The organism is Janthinobacterium sp. HH102, from assembly GCF_001758625.2.
In the GTDB taxonomy this organism is placed as follows: Bacteria; Pseudomonadota; Gammaproteobacteria; order Burkholderiales; family Burkholderiaceae_D; genus Janthinobacterium.
The window spans coordinates 3,731,148-3,746,518 of sequence record NZ_CP062062.1 but is presented as its reverse complement, the minus strand read 5'-3'; the positions used below and the strand labels follow the sequence as shown (position 1 = coordinate 3,746,518).

The window sequence follows — 15,371 nt, the reverse complement described above, 5'->3', positions numbered from 1 at the left end:
CTACAGTGTTTGACCTGGCATCGAAGGCGGGCCGTTACCTGTGCCATTACCATGCAGACTTTTCCTTCAAGGATGCATATGCACAATACCTATCATCGCGTGGGCCATGGCCCCCACGCCGTCATCGTCCTGCACGGCTGGTTTGGCGACGCGCACGCGTTCGCGCCCATGGAAACGGCCCTCAATGGCGGCGCCTTCAGCTATGTCTTCATGGACAATCGCGGCTATGGCGGCATGCGCGGCGCGTCGGGCGAGTATTCGATGGAAGAGGTCGCCCGCGACGCGCTGGCGCTGGCCGATGCGCTGGGCTTTGCCACATTCAGCGTGGTCGGCCATTCGATGGGCGGCATGGCGCTGGAACGGCTGGCCTTGCTGGCGCCCTTGCGGCTGCGCAAGCTGGTGGCCGTGGCGCCCGTGCCCAGCTGCGGCGTGGCGCTGCAGGGCACGGCCCGGCAACTGTTTCTCGACGCCAGCGACGATGTGCAGGCGCGGCGCGCCATCATCGATCGCAGCACGGGCGGGCGCTTGCCTGCAAGCTGGCTGGACTGGAAGGCGCAGTATTCGTGGGAAAGTTCGGATCAGGCCGCGTTCGCCGCCTATTTTCTCGCGTGGAGCGAAACGGATTTCAGCGGCGAAGTGCAAGGATCAGCGCCGAACCTGCCCTTGCTGGCGCTGGTGGGGGAACACGACCCCCGCTTTGATGCGGACTTGATGCGCCGCACGTATCTGGCGTGGTACCCGCAAGCCCGGCTGGAGGTGCTGGGCAATGCGGGACACTATCCGATGAATGAAACGCCGCTGGCCCTGGCGGCCAGCATCGAGGCGTTTCTATCGGCGCAGTGACCTTATGCTGCCTTGCTGCGCAGGCGCAGCAGGCTCAGGCCCAGCAGCACGAAGGCGCCGCCCGTGATGCGGTTGAACAGCTTGGCGCGGCCTGGCGTTGCCAGCTGGGTTTTCAGCAGGCGCGCCAGGTTGGCATAGAACAGATGGGCCAGCATGGCGCAGGCGACGAACGAGGTCGTCAGCACGGTGAACTGGATGGCCACCGGCTCGCCCGGCGTGATGAATTGCGGAAACAGGGCCGAGAAGAACAAAATGGCTTTCGGATTGGTCAGCGCGACCGTCAAGCCCTGGCGGAAGAGTTTCCAGAATGAATTTGGATTCGCCGCGCCTTGCACCACGGGCGCATCGGCCACGACGCTGGTCTTGCTGCGCCATTGCTTGATGCCCAGGAACACCAGATACAGGGCGCCGGCCAGTTTCAGCAGCATGAAGGCCGTGGCCGAGGTGGCCAGCACGACGCCCATGCCGGCCATGGCCACGCCGGAAATGATGAACAAGCCAAAACCATTGCCCATGCTGCTGATCATCGCGCGGCGGGGGCCGACGGCGATGGCATTCGAGATGGCCAGCAAGACGGCCGGGCCGGGAGAAAACGTGACGAGCAGGGCGACGCTGCAGAAAAGCAGCCAGTTCGAGAGGTGCATGGATGTTCCTGGGTGGGGCCGAAGCCGGATTGGGAAGTCAAAACACGTCTATTGTACGAAGTTTTCGGCTCCCGTGTCAGCGGCCCCGGCCTGAATCCGGCTCAAGGTCAGGCAAACAGGCTTGCGACCACATGGTTGATGGCCGCGCCGCCGGCGATCAGCCAGCAGAACAGCAGGCCGGCCAGCAACAGGGGCTTGATGCCGGCGCGGCGGATGGCCGACATGTGCGTCGTCAAACCCAGGGCCGCCATGGCCATGGCCAGCAGGGCCGTGTCGATGTCGGTGATGGTGGCGACCGTGCCCGCTGGCAACAGGCCCAGCGAATTGAATGCCACCACGGCAATAAAAATGAAGGCAAACCAGGGGATGGCCAGCTTGGCCGCCTTGTCGTGGCCGCCATCTTTGGCCTTGCCGCGCGCCAGCAGGGCCGACAGGATGACGAGGAACGGCGCCAGCATCATCACGCGCACCATCTTGGCGATCACAGCCGCATTCGCCGCCTCTTGCCCGATCGACTTGCCGGCCGCCACCACTTGCGCCACTTCATGCACGGTCGAACCGATGTACACGCCGAAGGCCGTGGGCGTGGCGCCCAGCACTTGCCAGCCCAGGTTCAGCTGGTACAGCACGGGATACAAAAAGATGGCGATGGTGCCGAACACCACGACGGTGGAGACGGCGACGGTGACGTCCTCGCTGCGCCCCTTGACGACGGGCTCCGTCGCCATCACGGCTGCCGCGCCGCAGATCGAACTGCCCGCGCCGATCAGAATGGCGCTGTTGCGTTCCAGCTTGAACACCCTGGTGCCGAGGAACATGGCCAGGCCAAACGTGGACGCCAGCACCAGCGCGTCGATGGCGATGCCGGCCAGGCCCACCTGGCCGATATCCTGGAACGTCAAGCGGAATCCGTAGAGGATGATGCCAAGACGCAATAATGTCTGCTTGGAAAAAGCCACGCCCGCGCCGCAGGTGGGCGCCAGGCTGCCATACACGCTGTTGCCCAGCACAATGCCCAGCATGATGGCCAGGGTCAGGGCGCTCATGCCGTGGCTTTGCATCCATTCCAGCTTGCCCAGCGCGATGGCGCCCCAGGCGATCAGGCCGCTCAGCAGCAGGCCGGGCAGGAGGCGGCCATAGCGGTCGCTGAAACTGGTGGTATTAGTTGTTGATAGAGAAGACATGCCGTACTCCATGGTTCATGGTTCGTATGGCATGACTGTACAGTTTGTCGATTAAATGGTAAAACGGATTGTTTTTGTATGTTTGACCTAAAAAATAGGTAAATAAGATGGCTTTGACTTTGCGGCAACTGCAGATATTCCTGGCCGTGGCGGACACGGGCAGCACCAGCGCGGCCGGCGAGCAGATTGCGCTGTCGCAATCGGCTACCAGCGCGGCCCTGAACGAGCTGGAAGCCCTGCTCGGGGCGCAACTGTTCGACCGGGTCGGCAAGCGATTGCTGCTCAACGACAATGGCCGTTTGCTGTTGCCGCAGGCGCGGCAGATGCGCGACGCGGCCGCCAGCATCGAGCGCCAGTTTGCGGGCGCCGACCCGTCCGTGCCCGTCAGCCTGCAGATCGGCGCCAGCACGACCATCGGCATCTATCTGCTGCCGCAGATCCTGGCCCAGGCGTCGCAGCAGTACGGGCGCAGCATCCCGCAGGTGACGATTGCCAACACGGCCGACATCGCGGCCGCCGTGGCGGAGTTCCGTGTCGATATCGGCCTGATCGAAGGGCCGTGTCACGAAGCGGGCTTGCTGGTCGAGCCGTGGCTGACGGACCAGATGCTGATCGTGGCCGCGCCCACGCACCCGCTGGCGCAGCTGCGCCATTTGCTCAGCTTTGCGGAGCTGAACCAGGCGGGCTGGCTGCTGCGCGAGGCGGGCTCGGGCACGCGCGAAGCCGTGGAGCAGGCGCTGGTGCCGTACCTGCACTATCTGCGCGCCGCAGGCGAGTTCAGCAATTCGGAAGCGATCAAGTATGGCGCGGCGGCCGGTCTCGGCATCGCCTGCCTGTCGCGGGTGGTGGTGGCCGATTTGCTGGCCAGCGGCCAACTGGTGGAGCTGGAAACCATGCTGCCGCCCCTGGAACGCAATTTCTATCTGATCCGCCAAGCCAAAAAGATCCTCTCGCCCCGTTTGACAGGTTTTCTGGAACTGTGCCGCCACGCCTCGCGCATGGCTTGACGTTTTTCCATATATGGAATAAATTCCCTTATATGGAAAATTCGATACTCACAGAGAGCGAGACGGAACAGCGCCTGGCCGCGCGATTAAAACAGTTGCGCGTGGAGCGGAGCTGGTCGCTGGACCAGCTGGCTCACTTGAGCCAGGTCAGCCGCGCTACCCTGTCTCGCCTGGAAAATGGCGAAGTCAGCCCGACGACAGCCGTGCTGGGCAAGCTGTGCGCCGCGTATGGCCTGGCCATGTCGCGCCTGCTGCGCATGGTCGAGGACGATTTTCCGCCCCTGCTGCTGCGGGCGGAACAAACCGTGTGGACGGACCCGGACACCGGCTTTGTCCGCCGCTCCGTCTCGCCCCCGTCGCGCGCGCTGGCCGGCGAAGCGCTCGCATGCGAGTTGGGTGCGGGCGTGACGATCGCCTACGCCGCCTCGCCCCGGCCCGGCATGGAACATCATCTGCTGCTGCAGGAGGGCAAGCTCAACGTGACGGTCGACGGCCGCTCCCACGCTTTGCTGCCCGGCGATTGCCTGCGCTACCAGTTGCATGGCGCCAGCGCGTTTACGACCCCGCCGGACAGCGGTGCCCGCTATTTTTTGTTCATCGTCTGAGGTTGATATGTCCCCATCGCTACGCCATTTTTTGCCCGCCGATATTCTTGTACGCCTGCCGGAACTGGGCGCCTTGCTGCAAGACTGCGTGCACGACGGCGCCAGCATCGGTTTTATCCTGCCGTTCGATACGGCGGCCAGCCAGGCGTTCTGGACGGATAACGTCTTGCCGGCCGTCACGCGCGGCGTGCGCCTGCTGCTGGTGGCCGAAGTGGAAGGCAAGGTGGCCGGTGCCGTGCAGCTGGACTGGGACACCAATCCCAACCAGGCGCACCGGGCCGAAGTGCGCAAGCTGCTGGTCGCGCCCGCTTTCCGCCGGCATGGCATCGCCCGCCAGCTGATGCAGGCGCTGGAAGAACAGGCGCGGCAGCTGCCGTGCAGCCTGCTGACCCTGGACACGCGCAGCGGCGACCATGCGCAAGCGCTGTATTTGTCGCTCGGTTACGTGGTGGCGGGCAGCATCCCCGCCTATGCGCTGGCGCCGGCCGGCGACCGGCTGGACGCCACCACCATCATGTACAAGCAACTGCAGCAATGACCTGGCAAGGGGAACTCAGGCATCGGAAGACAGCCCACGATGCCGTTGGCCCCCACCGTGAGCTGGCTTGTTGCCAGATAAAATCACCTGCCTTATTACAGACCCGTCCTACGTCGATACCCGGCATCGTCCGACTGGCGTGTGCCGGTGCCGCGCCTACACTGTTCTTTGATAGACCCGGCGGCGGGTCCTTTCTTCTTACAGGAGGCTGATATGGCGAATATCCAGGCAGGATCGGACGGTGCGGCAAAACAGGAAATGTCGGAAAAGCGCTTGAACGTGGTCGACTGGATCTCCATGATCCTCTTGATCGTGGGCGGCTTGAACTGGGCGCTGGTGGGCCTGTTCGATATCGACATCGTGGCCCGCATCCTCGGTGCCATGACGGCGGCTTCGCGCGGCGTGTACGTGCTGGTGGGGCTGGCGGCGCTGTATTCCATTTACCTGTGCCTGCGCAAGTTCCCGGCCAAATCCTAGACGGGAGGATAGATGCCTGTTGGTGCAAGCCCCAAGCGTGAACGCGAATTCAAGAAGCTGGAACGCGATTTCAAGCAGGAAGGACGTTACCCGGGCCGCGAGGAAGAGGTCGCGGCGCGCATCGTGAACAAGCAAAGGGCGCAGTCGGGTGAAACCAGGCAAGCGCAGGAGCGGAAAAAAGCCGGCGGCGCTGCCCCGGAGGCGTCACCGCCTGACTTGCCCATCGCTGGCTACCAGCAACTGACGGTGGCGCAGATCCGCGGCAAGCTGGACGGCCTGTCCGCTGCCCAGCGCAAGCGGCTGCGCGCTTATGAGGCGGCACACAAGAAGCGCAAGGGCGTGCTGCAAGCGCTGGAGGCTTGAGTTGGCGTCATGAGCTGGATGCGGTGTCCGGCTGTCCATGCATGCGTTATGGGACGGCTTGCTGCGTGCGCAGGTAGGCCAGCAAGTCGGCCACTTGCTGCGCATTGCCGATGCCCCAGAAGCGCATGTTATTGCCGGGAATGAAATCGCTGGGCGCCTTGAGGAAGGCGGCCAGGTTTTGCTCGGTCCAGACAATATTCGCGTTTTTCATGGCCGCCGAGTATTTGTAGTCGGTAGTGGCGCCGGCCTTGCGGCCGATCACGCCCGTCAGCTTGGGGCCGAAGCCGCCGCGCGCCGATGGTCCCACCTGATGGCAGGAAGCGCATTTGCGAAATGCTGCCTTGCCCGCTTCGGCATTGCCGGTGAGGGGGGCGGGAGCGGCAGCCTGCGCGACGGCTGCTGGCGCCAGCAGCAGGGCTGCAGCGGCCAGAGGGAAGAGCAGGCGACAAAGAAAGGTGGATGTCATCGGTGAGGCGGGCATGCAATGCGTGGCAAACGATGACGCATTTTACAGGCGCACATCAAAATCTGCCCGCCAGCACGACATGGATGCGAGGAAGCGGCGCACGACGGATGCAATACCGCTAGCGCTTGCCGCCCTGTGCGCCCAGCGCCGCCATGGCCGACGCAAACACGATGCAGGCGATGGCCAGCCACTGGGTCAGGCTCAGCAATTCTCCCAGCACCGCCATGGCGGCCAGCGCGCTGACGGCCGGCGCCGCGCTGCTGAACATGCCGAACACCCCTTGCGGCAAGCGGCGCAAGGCAAAGATTTCCAGCGAATACGGCAGCGCGCTGGACAGCATGGCGATTGCCAGGCCCATCAAGGCAATCGACGGCGCCAGCAAGGCTGTTCCCGAGTAGGTGATGCCGATGGGCACCGTCACCATCGCCGCCACCGTCATGCCCCAGGCGACGGCCTGGCCGCCCTGCAAGGTCGAGGCGCGCTTGCCGAAGATGATGTACAGCGCCCAGCACAGGGCCGCCCCCAGCGCATACGCCACGCCGACAGGGTCCAGGCTGCCCGGACTGCCTTGCAGCGGCAACAGTAAATACAAGCCAAACACGGCGCACGCGACGGCCAGCAAATCGCGTGGCCGCCGCGACGACAGCATGGCCACGGCCAGCGGCCCCGTTACCTCGATGGCGACGGCGATACCGATCGGTATCAGCGCAAACGCCCGGTAAATCAGCAAGTTCATCAACCCCAGCACGGAACCGTAGACCAGCAAATTCAGCACATCCTTGCGCGTCAGCCGGTAGCGCCACGGCCGGAAGATGGCCAGCAGGATCAGCGCCGAGAACCCCACGCGGTACGCCGTAATCCCCTCGACCCCGATGACGGGAAACAGATTCTTCGCAATCGCCGCCCCCAGATTGACGGAAATCTGCCCTCCCAGGACGGCCAGGGAAGCGAGCAGGATGTTGTCGGGGAGGGCGGAGGTCGAGGCGGGGGAGGTCATGGGGCGGTATTTTAATACGGCATCGGATGCACGGCTTTATTTTTAGGAAAGCTCTGATCACTGGAGTTCGGGTTTGTGTGCTGAGAAATTAGTGACGCCATAAGCGATCAAGGGGCCCGCCCGCCGATAGTCCTGGCGTCCGGAACGTGTTCCGGTCAGGGATATGGCTGCTCATGCGCGACCCAAACGCGTTGCAAACCGAGGCGGTCGAGCAGTTGGTGTTTCATCTGCTCGTCGCTGAGATTGAATAGCCGTAAAATTAGCAGCACACGCACCATCCGTTTGGTTGAGAACGGTAAACAACCGACGCGTTTGCAGCTGGGGCCTGGAGCAGCGGCATCGACTGCTGCGGCTAACGCGGCGAAGTCAGCACGCTGTTCCAGCAGTCGCAGCGTATCGCCAAACTTGTTAAGCTTTGCTTTGTGCTCCTGGTCGGCAAACAGGCTGTGTTTGATCATCACAGTCGGGAAAATGGTGCCACCGGCTTCATGCCGGAGCTGGAGAGGGTTTTTGAGGCGCGCACGAGGTCAGAGAATGTCAGACTACCTCAAGCGTCACGCATGCAACGAATGCGTGACGCTTCACATAGAATATACCTGTCTAGCTGATCCCGGTTTGTTTATGCAGCTTGTGACGCTAAAACGTCGTAGGCTTCCAAGATCAGCGAGTAAATTCCGGCAGAGTTGTTATATGGGGCCGCACTAGAAAAATAGGCGGTGATACGGGAGTATTCCCCATTCACTGTTCCTGGTTTGTACCAGTCGCTATAGTGAAAATTCGACGCGCCAGCACCGCTCGCAACCTGAGGCAGGGTAAATTTGATCGTTTCGCCAGAAAACATGTTGAAAAGAATTTGCACGTTGCATTGACCACCTGCATTTTCGTCAAAATAGACTGCTTTCAGACGGTACCAGCGCGATGTGCCGGGTGCCGGAGCTGGAAATGCTGCGAATGGTGCAATAATGTCTCCCGAGGGGCAAGGTAGCGGACCTGGCGCCTCTTTTGTGAGCTTTACAAACGTTTCGTTACCCTTTGGGAAAATAATTTGGCTTCCAACGATAGTCATCAATTTCTCCATTTTTTGAATTTCGAAAATTACGTTTTTTACCTACCTACCTTGTCGATATGCAGCGTCACAAGTATGGCAGGCAATAATGACAGATAATCTATCAAATTATAACATTTGCAATATATTGCAAATTATGCATTTCCCAAATTCAACTAATGCTGAGGTACCTCGAACACACAGGGTTACGAGGCAGTGCAATAACGGCATCACCACTGTCCGCGAGCCATTGGCCCGGGCGCGTAGAAGGCGGAAATCGCGCCCGGAGGGTTTGTGGGGCAGACAGACACGATCTCATTCGTTTGCCCCTCTGGCTCAAGCAGGTGTCACGTTGCGAATGCCACTGACCCACGCTCACCGTCTCTTTTACTCCAGCTTCAACGCCTTCGCCACATCCCCCCACGCCACATACTTGAAGTTCTGCGGCCCATCGGGCAAGCGCTTGTAGCCGTCCTGGATCACCAGCATGCCTTGCGCATACGCGCCGCCCAGGTTGGCGGAGGTGACGTCGAGGCCGTCCGTTTCCGAGGTGCCGTCTATGCCAGCGGGCAAGTTGAAGCCCACCTTGAAGCGGCCGCGCACCTTGTACGGCGCTTGCGCGTCGAGCACCACGTAGCTGCTGTCGCCCTGGCTGGAGACGATCAGGTAGCCGGTGTCGGGCTTGGCACCTGGCTTGCGGTAGATGGCCATGCCTTCCACATCCGCCGCCAGGTTTGCGCCCACGGGCAAGACCATGGTCAGCGCGTCCGGCCTGGCGGCGTCGGCCGAGGTGGTCCAGATGCCGCGCGTTTCCTCGCCCAGGAACAAGCGGCCGTTGGCATCGTCGGCCACGCAGCCTTCCGGTTGGGTGTCAACCTTGAAGCTGCGCAACAGAGTCGCGCTGAATTTGCCGCCTTCCAGGCCGATGCGGTACTGCTGGAAGGTGCCGTCCTTGTCGTTGATGAACGCTTGTACGCCGCCGCCGGCTGGCTGGTACAAGCACATGCCGTAGATGCTTTTCAGACCGGTAGGAAAACGGCCCGCTTCCGCCACCTCGCCGCTGGCATTGATGGTAAATAACATCATACTGTTGTCGTCGCGCTGGGTGGCCACGGCCAGGTCGACCTTGCTGCCGCCCAACTGGATGTTTTGCCGCACGTCGACGTTGTTCAGGCGTCCCACTTCCAGCAGCTGCGTCTGCTTGCCTTGCAGGTCGTAGACCAATAGCCCCTGTTTCTTGTTGGTACCGAGAATGCGCGCATCGGCTGGATTCCTGGACAGCCAGATGGCCGGGTCGTCGGCTGCGTCGCCCTGGCGCGCCATCGGTTCCGTCTGCGCTTGCGGGGCGATGATGGCTACCGCAGGCTGCGTTTCCGCTTTGCCTGCCCATTTCAAGGGCCGCGCCTGCCAACCGTTCTTGCCGCGCAGCAGCAAGGCGTCCTTGTCCAGCGCCAGCTGGCTGTCGCCCTTGCGCACGTTCAAGGCGACGGTATGGGCCGGCAGGGCCATCCATGTATTTCCCTGATGCGTGACCAGGTGCAGCTTGTCCGCCTTGCCGTCGAGCACGGCCACGCCGCCCGGCAGCACGGCCAGGGCGCCGGCGCCGCCTTCCAGTTGGCCGTACGGCTTGCGCAGGGCCACCACTTCGCGCTTGCCCATGCCTTCCGAATCGGCCTCATACGCCCACACGCCCATGTTGGACTCGCTCACCAGCAGGCGCTGCGCGCCATCGTCGGCGCGGCAATGTTTCGCGTGCGGCGGCAGGGCGAGCTTGCGTACCAGGCTGCGCTGCTCGCCCTGCATCACCCACTGTTCCGCCTGGCCATCCTTGTCGATCAAGAACAGGTGATCGAGCTGCTGGGCGTCGCGGTACAGGCACGATGCTTCCACGGAAAACGTCGGCACCGGAAACGGCGCCAGTTTCACCAGCTTGCCCGCCTGCACGTCGACGGAGACGGGCAGCGGGCGCTGCGTGTCCGCTTCCAGGAAGACGGCCAGCACCTTGCTGCCATCGATGCGCGTGTCGAGCTGCTTGGCGCGCACGGCGATGCGGTCCTGCTCCTGGCTGGCCGCATTGAACAGACGCAAGCCGTGCTTGTCCAAAGTCAGCCAGCCGCCGCCGGGCAGGCGGGCCAGTTCTTCCGCTTCCTGCGTAAAGGACGGCAGGGCGTTGGCGGGGGCGGCCTGCGCGATGCCGCCCAGGCAAAAGGCAGCCAGCAAAGCGCTGCAGAGTACGGTTTTTTTCATGTTATTGAGAATCATCATCAGAAGGCGCTGGCTTTCAGGCTCACTTTGAAAGTGCGGCCGTATTGTTCGTTTTGCACGTTGTATTGCTTCGTGCCCTGGTAGACATAGTATTTCTCGTTGTTCAGGTTCGCCGCTTCAAAGACCACCTGGAACTGCTTGTTGATCTGGTACGACAGCGAGAAGTCGAGCTGTTTCTGGCTGTCCACGATACGGTCCTGGCTTTGATCGAGGATATCGCCGCCCATTTCCAGCAGGTAGGGCGATTTGTAGTTGAGGGCCAGGCGGGCGCTGACCGGGCCCGTTTCATAGCCCAGCATCAAATTCATCACCTGGTTCGACTGGCCCGGCAGGCGGATGTCGCGGTTCATCTGCTGCTTGCTCGCCTTGTCGTAGCGGCCGATTTGCGCGCGCGAGGTGCTCAGGGTGCCATTCACGCCGACGAGGAATTTGTTGAAGGGCGCCGGCAGCATGCGCAGCGGCTGCATGTAAGCCAGTTCGATGCCCTTGACTTTCGCCGCGTCGCCGTTCGCATAAGAGGTGGCCGTCGTGTAGCCCGTCCAAGCTCCCGTGCCGGCCAGGTTGGTCGTGTACGTGAAATTCTTGATGTCCTTGTAGAATCCGTAGGCCGACATCACGCCGTCGTTGCCCAGCACGCGCTCGATACCGAGGTCGAGGTTGTTGGCCTTCAAGGGTTTCAAGTCCGGGTTGCCGATCACGGCTTCCGTGTTGCTGGCCAGGCTGATGCCCGGTGCCAGTTGGCTGAAGTTGGCGCGCACCACGGCTTGCGTCCAGGCGGCCCGCACGCTGGTCTTTTGATCGACGTCATAACGGGCTTGCAGGTTCGGCAGCCAATTGGTGTACGAACGTTCGCGCGTCAAGGCGGTGGCGACGCCGGCGCTGTCCACCTGCGAACCGGCCGCTTCAAAGCTGGTGCGCTCGGCGCGCACGCCGCCCAGGATGTGCCAGGCGTCGAAATCATAGCTGTTCTGCACATACATGGCGTTGATGTCTTCATGCATGCGGTAATCGTTGATGACCGATTCCGTGGCCAGGCGCGCCTTGTCGCGGTCCAGGCCGGCGACCCTGGCGCGTATCAGCGCCGGGTCCAGCGCCACGCCGATGTTGCCCAGGTCGTAATCGAGATTGTGGCCCTGCACGAAGGCGCTCATCGACGTGGAGCCGGCGCCCCAGTAATTGCCGCTGGAAGCCTTGCTGCTGTTATACGCCCATTGATCCGTGTCATTCGTCTTTTCGCGGCGGCTGACTTTGGCGCCGAATTTCAGGGTGGCGATGTCGAACTTGCGCGCCAGGTCGATGCGTGCATGGTGTTCATTGTCCTTCGAGTAACGCTTTTGCAGCGTGATGGCGTTGAGCGCGTAGCTGGCCGGGTCGTACAGCGAGGCGGGGCCGCTCAACGATGGTTGCTCGGTGCCATTGAAACTGATGCCGGCAAAATTGCTGAGGCCGCGGAAACGGCCGTCGTTCAAGGATTCCGGCGTGTCTTCCGTGGCGCGGCTCAGGCCGCCTTTCACGTCCAGGGTCCAGTCGCCCGATTTCTGCTGCGTGCCCAGCACCAGCGAGCGTACTTGCTGCGTGTACTTGCGCTGGCGGATGCGACGTTCGGCGCGCGCGCTGGCCGTCTGGCCTTCGGCAAGGCTGCCGCCGGCGATATTGCTGATGGTCAGGCGGTCGCGCACTTCATCGTCGGAAAATTCGCTCACAAAAGAGCGCAAAAACCAGCTGTTGCCCGCTTCCGGACGGTAATCGAGGTTGACTGCCAGGGCGCCGCGCTTGCGCACGGGCAGGTAGTCGCGCAATTCCAGGCCCGACAATTTGCCCTTGCTCCAGGCGCCGCCCGTTTCCACGTCATCGGAGCCGAACGAGCGCTTTTCCGCGCTCAGGCCGGCGGCCACGCCCAGCTTGCCATCGAGAAAGCGCTGGGCCCACAGGGCGCCGCCGCTGGGGCTGGTCTTGCCCGTCTTTTCATCATGGCTGGCGGCCACGTTGGCCGACAGCAGCTTGCCCGGCAAGTCGAAGGCGGACAGCGATTTCACTTCGATGGTGGCGCCCAGGGAGTTGGCGTCCATTTCCGGCAGCAAGGTCTTCGAGACTTCCAGCGTGCGGATCAGGCCGGCAGGCAGGATATCGAGCGCCACGGCGCGGCGGCCCGCTTCCGGCGACGGCACCAGCGCGCCGTTGATGGTGACGGCATTCAGGTCAGGCCCCAGGCCGCGCACCGTGATGTAGCGGCCTTCGCCCTGGTCGCGCTGGACGGACACGCCCGGCAAGCGGGCCAGCGCCTCGGCCGCGTTTTTATCGGGCAAACCGCCGATATCGTCGCTGCTGATGACGCTGATGATGTTGTCGGCTTTCTCTTGCGCGGCGATGGCGTTGCGCAGGCTGGCGCGCTGGCCGCTGACGACCACGGTGGCGGCCGGCTGGCCAGCCGCATCTTGTGCTTGCGCATGGCTTTGACCGCTGAAGACGGCCATGATGGCCAGGGACAGGGCCGTCAGGCGCAGCGGAGAGGGGAACGATGTGTGCGTGGTTTTCATGAAGAGCTCGGTTAGGGAGGAAGGAACCGGGCGGATTCTAGGCAGCAAATATGACGGTTGCGTGACAGGCAATCGATTGCCAGCCTGAAAACAACGGCGGGTGAACGCTTTCCGGCCGGAAATGAACCGGGGTGAGCTGAAATGACCTGCCGGCGCAGGGCGCATGGGCAAAGGCTCGCCGTATTTGCATGGGTGTCCCTGGTAATGATGAGCCGTTTGCACCTGCCGCACGGGAGCGGGGCATGTCATCGTGCCGTCATGGGCAGGCGCTATCGTGGCGGCAGCACCACTTTTAAAGGTTTTCCCACATGCTGCCATTGCACCGTAACAGCCTGATTGCCGCCGCACTGGCCTTGCCCCTGTTCTTGTTCCTGTACGCCACATTGGGCCACGTTAAACCGTTTGCCGTCTGGAAGTGGATGGATATCGTCTGCGAAGGCGGCACGGCCGTCATGGCGGGCATCTGGTTTTTGTTTACCCTCAGCAGCCGGCCGCGTGGACGGGTGACGAGCCTGATCGCCGGCGGCCTGTGCGCCATCATGCTGGGGTCCTGGGCCGATTGCCTCGATGAATTCTTCGCCATCGACAAGCAGGAAGTATGGGATAACTGGCTGGAAGCCTTGATCCCGTTCGGCATGCTGGTGCTGACGATCGGCATGTATTACTGGCGCCAGGAACAGTTCCGCCTGAACGAACATCTGCAAAAGCGCGAACGCCTGTTCCGCGACCACCGCGCCTTCGACCGCATCACCCAGCTGGCCGACGCCAGCTACCTGCGCACGCAGATGCGCCTGGAGCAGGAACGCCGGCCCGGCCTCGATTGCGCGCTGGTCTTGCTCGACATCGACAGCTTTCACCTAATTAACCGCGAATACGGCCACCGCGAAGGCGACCGCGTGCTGCAAGCCGTGGGCCACATGCTGCTGTTGAACTTGCGCAATGACGATCTGCTGTGCCGCTATGCGGGCGACCGCTTCGCCGTGCTGATGCCGGGCGTGTCGCGCGAGGATGCGGCCGTGCGGGCACGCCACCTGTGCGTCATGGTGGGGCAGATGCGCCACCACACCAACGACAACCGCGAAATCCGCCTGAGCCTGCGGCATGCGTGCTCGCTCACCGATGGCGTGCCGGAAGTGGTGCTGGCCGAGCTGAGCCGGGCCGTGGAAACGCCGGGCCGCAGCGCCAGTCCCAGGGCCGGCAGCGCCGCGCCCGCCTGATGCCGCTGATTCAGCAGGGCGACCCCGGCATCGCGGCCCATCACCAGCCGGCGCTGGTGCTTGACTACGCGCGCAGCCGCGACCTGGCCACGGCGCCGCTGCTCAAGGGCACGGGCCTGGACGGCGGCGCGCTGCCGTCCGCGGAAAGCCAGGTGAGCGCCGCGCAATACCTGCAATTGCTGGCCAACGTGGCGCGTGGTCTCGACAGTGCCGACACCAGCTTCATGCTGGGCCAGCAAATGTTGCCCGGCCATTATGGCGCCGCCAGCCATGCCTTGCTGCAGGCGCAGAATCTGCGCCAGGCCTTGACCATCCTGTGCGATTTTCATACCTTGCTGTGTCCGCTGCTGCAGCCGCGCTTGCGCGAGGCCGGCGACATGCACGTGCTGTACTGGGTCGATGCATTCGGCGCGCCCAGCCAGCTGCCTTTTTTGGTGGAAATGCACATGACGGCGCTGGCGGCCATGTGCCGCTGGCTGGCGGGCGAGTCCTTGCCATGGCGCTTCTGTTTCAACCGCGCGCGGCCTCGCCACGTGGAGCAGCACGAAGTGCACCTGGGCCAGTCCCTGCGTTTCGATTGCCAGGTGGACGCCATGCTCATCGATTCGAGCTGGCTCGACAAGCCCTGGCCGCGCGGCAATGCCACGGCGGCGGCGTTGGCCTTGCGCGCGGCGGCCCTGGCGCCCGTGCCGGCAGCCAGCCTGCTCGGTGCGCTGTACGACTACCTGCTGCTCAATATCCGCTGCGCACCGACCCTGGAGCGCACGGCGCAGGAATTCGGCGTCAGTCCCGCCACCCTGAAACGCCATCTGGCGCGCCATGGCACGCATTTCCAGGCCGAGCTGGACCAAGTGCGCGCGCACAAGGCGATTTATCTGTTCCAGGCGCATGGCTACGACAACGATGCCGTGGCCGCCTACCTCGGCTTTCATGATGCCACCAACTTCCGCCGCTCGTTCAAACGCTGGACGGGGCAAACGCCGCAATTATTGCGTCACGCGCTGGCCCTGTTCGTTGCTGGATGATCGCCGGCGTTGCGCGCCGGCGCCACGCAAGGTCGTTCCTGAGGGAACAATTGCCCGTTCTGCTACATCCATAGTACACTCGATCAGAGAGCGGACAGACGCGCTTTGAGGCGCTCCGGTACGGCGTCACGCGACGCCGCAATACCGCCATCACGATG

The 15,371-nt window shown here is 62.9% G+C and carries 16 protein-coding genes; 8 read left to right on the top strand and 8 right to left on the bottom strand.

Annotated elements, in window-relative coordinates:
- The first annotated feature begins 78 nt into the window (after positions 1–78).
- Positions 79–843, top strand: a complete 765-nt coding sequence (locus tag JAB4_RS17045) for an alpha/beta hydrolase (protein ID WP_070218555.1) — start codon at positions 79–81, stop codon at positions 841–843.
- 2 nt (positions 844–845) lie between these two features.
- Here JAB4_RS17045 and JAB4_RS17040 read toward each other — a convergent pair whose 3' ends face one another.
- On the bottom strand, positions 846–1,487 hold the full coding sequence (locus JAB4_RS17040) for a LysE family transporter (RefSeq protein ID WP_070218425.1): 642 nt from the start codon (positions 1,485–1,487) through the stop codon (positions 846–848).
- A 107-nt stretch (positions 1,488–1,594) separates the two neighbouring features.
- A complete protein-coding gene (locus JAB4_RS17035) occupies positions 1,595–2,671 on the bottom strand; it encodes a YeiH family protein (RefSeq protein WP_070218554.1) in 1,077 nt (358 codons plus the stop codon).
- Between the two features lie 107 nt (positions 2,672–2,778).
- On the opposite strand from JAB4_RS17035, the gene JAB4_RS17030 reads away from it, so the two are divergent.
- From JAB4_RS17030 to JAB4_RS17010, 5 genes are all read left to right on the top strand, one after another.
- Positions 2,779–3,678, top strand: coding sequence for a LysR family transcriptional regulator (locus JAB4_RS17030; RefSeq protein ID WP_070218424.1), 900 nt, complete (start codon positions 2,779–2,781; stop codon positions 3,676–3,678).
- 32 nt (positions 3,679–3,710) lie between these two features.
- The gene (locus JAB4_RS17025; protein WP_070218423.1) at positions 3,711–4,283 is read left to right on the top strand and encodes an XRE family transcriptional regulator; all 573 of its coding nucleotides are present in this window, start codon (positions 3,711–3,713) and stop codon (positions 4,281–4,283) included.
- A 7-nt stretch (positions 4,284–4,290) separates the two neighbouring features.
- Complete coding sequence (locus tag JAB4_RS17020) at positions 4,291–4,821, top strand: GNAT family N-acetyltransferase (RefSeq protein ID WP_070218422.1); 531 nt, start codon at positions 4,291–4,293, stop codon at positions 4,819–4,821.
- 213 nt (positions 4,822–5,034) lie between these two features.
- The gene (locus tag JAB4_RS17015) at positions 5,035–5,298 is read left to right on the top strand and encodes a DUF378 domain-containing protein (RefSeq protein ID WP_083287209.1); all 264 of its coding nucleotides are present in this window, start codon (positions 5,035–5,037) and stop codon (positions 5,296–5,298) included.
- Positions 5,299–5,310: 12 nt separating this feature from the next.
- A complete protein-coding gene (locus JAB4_RS17010) occupies positions 5,311–5,661 on the top strand; it encodes a hypothetical protein (protein WP_070218421.1) in 351 nt (116 codons plus the stop codon).
- Between the two features lie 46 nt (positions 5,662–5,707).
- Here the strand turns inward: JAB4_RS17010 and JAB4_RS17005 are convergent, their stop codons facing one another.
- From JAB4_RS17005 to JAB4_RS16980, 6 genes are all read right to left on the bottom strand, one after another.
- On the bottom strand, positions 5,708–6,142 hold the full coding sequence (locus JAB4_RS17005) for a cytochrome c family protein (RefSeq protein WP_227741974.1): 435 nt from the start codon (positions 6,140–6,142) through the stop codon (positions 5,708–5,710).
- A gap of 103 nt (positions 6,143–6,245) precedes the next feature.
- Positions 6,246–7,124, bottom strand: a complete 879-nt coding sequence (locus JAB4_RS17000) for an EamA family transporter (protein WP_070218420.1) — start codon at positions 7,122–7,124, stop codon at positions 6,246–6,248.
- A gap of 155 nt (positions 7,125–7,279) precedes the next feature.
- Entirely contained in the window at positions 7,280–7,582 is a 303-nt protein-coding gene (locus tag JAB4_RS16995) for a transposase (protein ID WP_070218419.1), read from the bottom strand.
- A 161-nt stretch (positions 7,583–7,743) separates the two neighbouring features.
- A complete protein-coding gene (locus JAB4_RS16990; RefSeq protein WP_139143683.1) occupies positions 7,744–8,190 on the bottom strand; it encodes a hypothetical protein in 447 nt (148 codons plus the stop codon).
- Positions 8,191–8,556: 366 nt separating this feature from the next.
- Positions 8,557–10,416 (bottom strand): phytase, encoded by a 1,860-nt coding sequence (locus tag JAB4_RS16985; protein ID WP_070218551.1) that lies wholly within the window; start codon positions 10,414–10,416, stop codon positions 8,557–8,559.
- 17 nt (positions 10,417–10,433) lie between these two features.
- Complete coding sequence (locus tag JAB4_RS16980; RefSeq protein ID WP_070218418.1) at positions 10,434–12,971, bottom strand: TonB-dependent receptor; 2,538 nt, start codon at positions 12,969–12,971, stop codon at positions 10,434–10,436.
- A gap of 308 nt (positions 12,972–13,279) precedes the next feature.
- Here JAB4_RS16980 and JAB4_RS16975 point away from each other — a divergent pair, with 308 nt between their 5' ends.
- Together JAB4_RS16975 and JAB4_RS16970 are read left to right on the top strand one after the other, a co-directional pair.
- Positions 13,280–14,188 carry a GGDEF domain-containing protein gene (locus tag JAB4_RS16975; protein ID WP_070218417.1) on the top strand — a complete coding sequence of 303 codons (909 nt, stop codon included), beginning with the start codon at positions 13,280–13,282 and terminating at the stop codon, positions 14,186–14,188.
- Positions 14,188–15,213: an AraC family transcriptional regulator gene (locus JAB4_RS16970; protein ID WP_070218416.1), complete on the top strand. Its 1,026-nt coding sequence runs from the start codon at positions 14,188–14,190 to the stop codon at positions 15,211–15,213. The genes JAB4_RS16975 and JAB4_RS16970 overlap by 1 nt, the downstream gene beginning before the upstream one ends.
- The last annotated feature ends 158 nt before the right edge of the window (positions 15,214–15,371 follow it).

Bases quoted from the DNA above. Each gene is read 5' to 3' on its own strand.
- JAB4_RS16995 (WP_070218419.1), bottom strand. From the start codon at position 7,582: ATGATCAAACACAGCCTGTTTGCCGACCAGGAGCACAAAGCAAAGCTT.
- JAB4_RS17015 (WP_083287209.1), top strand. From the start codon at position 5,035: ATGGCGAATATCCAGGCAGGATCGGACGGTGCGGCAAAACAGGAAATG.
- JAB4_RS17005 (WP_227741974.1), bottom strand. From the start codon at position 6,142: ATGCCCGCCTCACCGATGACATCCACCTTTCTTTGTCGCCTGCTCTTC.
- JAB4_RS16985 (WP_070218551.1), bottom strand. From the start codon at position 10,416: ATGAAAAAAACCGTACTCTGCAGCGCTTTGCTGGCTGCCTTTTGCCTG.
- JAB4_RS17040 (WP_070218425.1), bottom strand. From the start codon at position 1,487: ATGCACCTCTCGAACTGGCTGCTTTTCTGCAGCGTCGCCCTGCTCGTC.
- JAB4_RS17010 (WP_070218421.1), top strand. From the start codon at position 5,311: ATGCCTGTTGGTGCAAGCCCCAAGCGTGAACGCGAATTCAAGAAGCTG.
- JAB4_RS16980 (WP_070218418.1), bottom strand. From the start codon at position 12,971: ATGAAAACCACGCACACATCGTTCCCCTCTCCGCTGCGCCTGACGGCC.
- JAB4_RS17045 (WP_070218555.1), top strand. From the start codon at position 79: ATGCACAATACCTATCATCGCGTGGGCCATGGCCCCCACGCCGTCATC.
- JAB4_RS17035 (WP_070218554.1), bottom strand. From the start codon at position 2,671: ATGTCTTCTCTATCAACAACTAATACCACCAGTTTCAGCGACCGCTAT.
- JAB4_RS17000 (WP_070218420.1), bottom strand. From the start codon at position 7,124: ATGACCTCCCCCGCCTCGACCTCCGCCCTCCCCGACAACATCCTGCTC.
- JAB4_RS17025 (WP_070218423.1), top strand. From the start codon at position 3,711: ATGGAAAATTCGATACTCACAGAGAGCGAGACGGAACAGCGCCTGGCC.
- JAB4_RS17020 (WP_070218422.1), top strand. From the start codon at position 4,291: ATGTCCCCATCGCTACGCCATTTTTTGCCCGCCGATATTCTTGTACGC.
- JAB4_RS16970 (WP_070218416.1), top strand. From the start codon at position 14,188: ATGCCGCTGATTCAGCAGGGCGACCCCGGCATCGCGGCCCATCACCAG.
- JAB4_RS17030 (WP_070218424.1), top strand. From the start codon at position 2,779: ATGGCTTTGACTTTGCGGCAACTGCAGATATTCCTGGCCGTGGCGGAC.
- JAB4_RS16990 (WP_139143683.1), bottom strand. From the start codon at position 8,190: ATGACTATCGTTGGAAGCCAAATTATTTTCCCAAAGGGTAACGAAACG.
- JAB4_RS16975 (WP_070218417.1), top strand. From the start codon at position 13,280: ATGCTGCCATTGCACCGTAACAGCCTGATTGCCGCCGCACTGGCCTTG.